4 protein-coding genes are annotated in these 2,764 nt (G+C 58.0%); all 4 read left to right on the forward strand.

Annotated elements, in window-relative coordinates; genetic code table 11:
- The first annotated feature begins 8 nt into the window (after positions 1–8).
- Positions 9–1,874, forward strand: a complete 1,866-nt coding sequence (gene hscA, locus ACIOZM_RS29810; RefSeq protein WP_401220809.1) for a Fe-S protein assembly chaperone HscA — start codon at positions 9–11, stop codon at positions 1,872–1,874.
- A complete protein-coding gene (gene fdx, locus ACIOZM_RS29815; RefSeq protein ID WP_401220800.1) occupies positions 1,874–2,215 on the forward strand; it encodes an ISC system 2Fe-2S type ferredoxin in 342 nt (113 codons plus the stop codon). Before hscA ends, fdx begins: the two co-directional genes overlap by 1 nt.
- A gap of 14 nt (positions 2,216–2,229) precedes the next feature.
- Positions 2,230–2,430: a Fe-S cluster assembly protein IscX gene (gene iscX / locus ACIOZM_RS29820; protein WP_401220803.1), complete on the forward strand. Its 201-nt coding sequence runs from the start codon at positions 2,230–2,232 to the stop codon at positions 2,428–2,430.
- 88 nt (positions 2,431–2,518) lie between these two features.
- Positions 2,519–2,764 (forward strand): nucleoside-diphosphate kinase (locus ACIOZM_RS29825; protein WP_401220806.1); only part of this gene is annotated, 246 nt, incomplete at its 3' end.

A 2,764-nucleotide genomic window follows, 5' to 3' on the forward strand; every position in this document is an offset into this window, starting at 1 on the left:
TGATCACGATGGCCCTACTGCAGATCGCCGAACCCGGCCAAAGTCCTCAACCGCACCAGCGTCGTCTGGCTGTGGGGATCGACTTGGGTACTACCAATTCGCTGGTCGCTGCGTTGCGCAGTGGTCTTTCCGAACCGCTTGCCGACGACAACGGCCAGGTCATCCTGCCGTCCGCCGTGCGTTATCACGCCGATCGCGTCGAGGTTGGCGAGTCGGCCAAGCTGGCGGCGTCCTCCGATCCTTTGAACACCGTGCTGTCGGTCAAGCGCTTGATGGGTCGTGGTCTGTCCGACGTCAAGCAATTGGGCGAGCAACTGCCATACCGCTTTGTCGGTGGCGAGTCGCACATGCCGTTCATCGACACCATTCAGGGCCCGAAAAGCCCGGTCGAAGTCTCCGCCGATATCCTTAAAGTGTTGCGTCAGCGTGCTGAAGCGACCTTGGGTGGCGAACTGGTCGGCGCGGTGATCACCGTTCCCGCCTATTTCGACGACGCTCAGCGCCAGGCCACCAAAGATGCGGCGAAGCTCGCCGGTCTGAATGTGTTGCGTCTGCTCAACGAGCCGACCGCTGCCGCCGTGGCCTATGGTCTGGATCAACATGCCGAAGGCCTGGTCGCGATTTATGACCTGGGTGGTGGTACTTTCGATATTTCGATTCTGCGTCTGACCGGCGGTGTTTTCGAGGTTCTGGCTACTGGCGGCGACAGCGCGCTGGGTGGCGATGACTTCGATCACGCGATTGCTGGCTGGATCATCGAGAGCGCGGGCCTGTCCGCCGATCTCGATCCGGGCGCACAACGCAATCTGCTGCAAACCGCTTGCGCGGCCAAAGAAGCGCTGACCGATGCCGCTGCTGTTGAAGTCGCCTACGGTGACTGGAAAGCGCAGCTGACTCGCGAAGCCTTCGACGCGCTGATCGAGCCAATGGTCGCCCGCAGCCTGAAAGCCTGCCGCCGCGCGGTTCGTGACTCCGGCATCGAGCTGGATGAAGTGCATGCGGTGGTCATGGTCGGCGGTTCGACTCGTGTACCGCGTGTTCGCGAAGCAGTAGCTGAAGCGTTTGGTCGTCAGCCGTTGACTGAAATCGATCCGGATCAAGTGGTGGCCATCGGTGCCGCGATCCAGGCCGATACGCTGGCTGGCAACAAGCGCGATGGCGGCGAACTGCTGCTGCTCGACGTGATTCCGCTGTCCCTGGGGCTGGAAACCATGGGTGGCCTGATGGAGAAGGTGATTCCGCGCAACACCACCATCCCCGTCGCCCGTGCTCAAGATTTCACTACTTATAAAGATGGCCAGTCGGCCATGGCGATCCACGTATTGCAGGGCGAGCGCGAACTGATCAGCGACTGCCGTTCGTTGGCACGCTTCGAACTGCGTGGTATCCCGGCGATGGTCGCGGGTGCAGCGAAGATTCGCGTGACCTTCCAGGTCGATGCCGACGGTCTGCTCAGCGTTTCGGCCCGTGAACTGGGTTCGGGCGTTGAGGCGAGCATTCAGGTCAAACCGTCCTACGGTCTGACTGATGGCGAAATTGCCAAGATGCTCAAGGATTCGTTCCAGCACGCCAATGACGACAAGGTGGCCCGCGTTCTGCGCGAACAGCAGGTTGATGCGCAACGCCTGGTTGAAGCGGTGCAGGGTGCTCTGGAGGTTGATGGCGAGCGCTTGCTCGACGCCGAAGAGCGCATGGTCATCGACATGCAGGTGCAGGAACTGATCGAACTGATGAAAGGTACCGATGGTTACGCCATCGAGCAGCAGACCAAGCGTCTGTCGCAAGTGACCGATGCTTTTGCTGCCCGCCGCATGGATCTGACGGTGAAAGCCGCTCTGTCTGGGCGCAATCTGAATGAAATCGAGGATATCTGATGCCGCAGGTCATTTTTCTGCCACACGAGAAGTTCTGCCCGGACGGCATGGTTGTTGACGCTGCGCCAGGGACTTCTATTCTCGAACTGGCACACGAACACCACATCGAGATGGAAAGCGCCTGCGGCGGCGTCTGCGCCTGTACTACTTGTCACTGCATCATCCGCGAGGGTTTCGACTCGATGGAAGAGGCTGACGAGCTGGAAGAAGACTTCCTTGACCGCGCCTGGGGTCTGGAAGCGCAATCGCGTCTGGCCTGTCAGGCTATCGTAGGTGAAGAAGACATCACCGTCGAAATCCCGAAATATTCGCTTAACCATGCGGCTGAAGCGCCGCACTGATTCAAGGAAATGTCATGAGCCTGAAATGGGTTGATGTACAAGAGATCGCTATACAACTGGCTGAAGCTCACCCGGATATAGATCCGTTGTCGGTGAATTTCGTCAAGTTGCGTAACCTGGTGATGGAATTGCCGGAATTTGACGACATCCCGGATCGGGGTGGCGAGAAGGTTCTTGAGGCAATACAAGGTCTCTGGATCGAAGAGGCAGACTGATCGTCCCCGCAGGTTAGGCAATACCCAAGAACCCGCGTATAATTCGCGGGTTTAATTTTTCGCAAATTACCGTTTCTGGAGTTACACCATGGCTGTTCAACGTACTTTCTCCATCATCAAGCCTGACGCAGTTGCAAAAAACGTTATCGGCGAGATCACCACTCGTTTCGAAAAAGCTGGCCTGCGCGTTGTAGCTTCGAAACTGAAGCAACTGTCCAAAGCTGAAGCTGAAGGCTTCTACGCTGAGCACAGCGCTCGTGGTTTCTTCGGCGACCTGGTTGCTTTCATGATCTCCGGTCCTGTTGTTGTTCAGGTTCTGGAAGGCGAAAACGCT

It is taken from the genome of Pseudomonas sp. NPDC087346, from assembly GCF_044744235.1.
GTDB lineage: Bacteria > Pseudomonadota > Gammaproteobacteria > Pseudomonadales > Pseudomonadaceae > Aquipseudomonas.

Excerpts from the sequence above, each read along its gene's own strand:
- iscX (WP_401220803.1), top strand. The coding sequence starts at position 2,230 with ATGAGCCTGAAATGGGTTGATGTACAAGAGATCGCTATACAACTGGCT.
- hscA (WP_401220809.1), top strand. The coding sequence starts at position 9 with ATGGCCCTACTGCAGATCGCCGAACCCGGCCAAAGTCCTCAACCGCAC.
- fdx (WP_401220800.1), top strand. The coding sequence starts at position 1,874 with ATGCCGCAGGTCATTTTTCTGCCACACGAGAAGTTCTGCCCGGACGGC.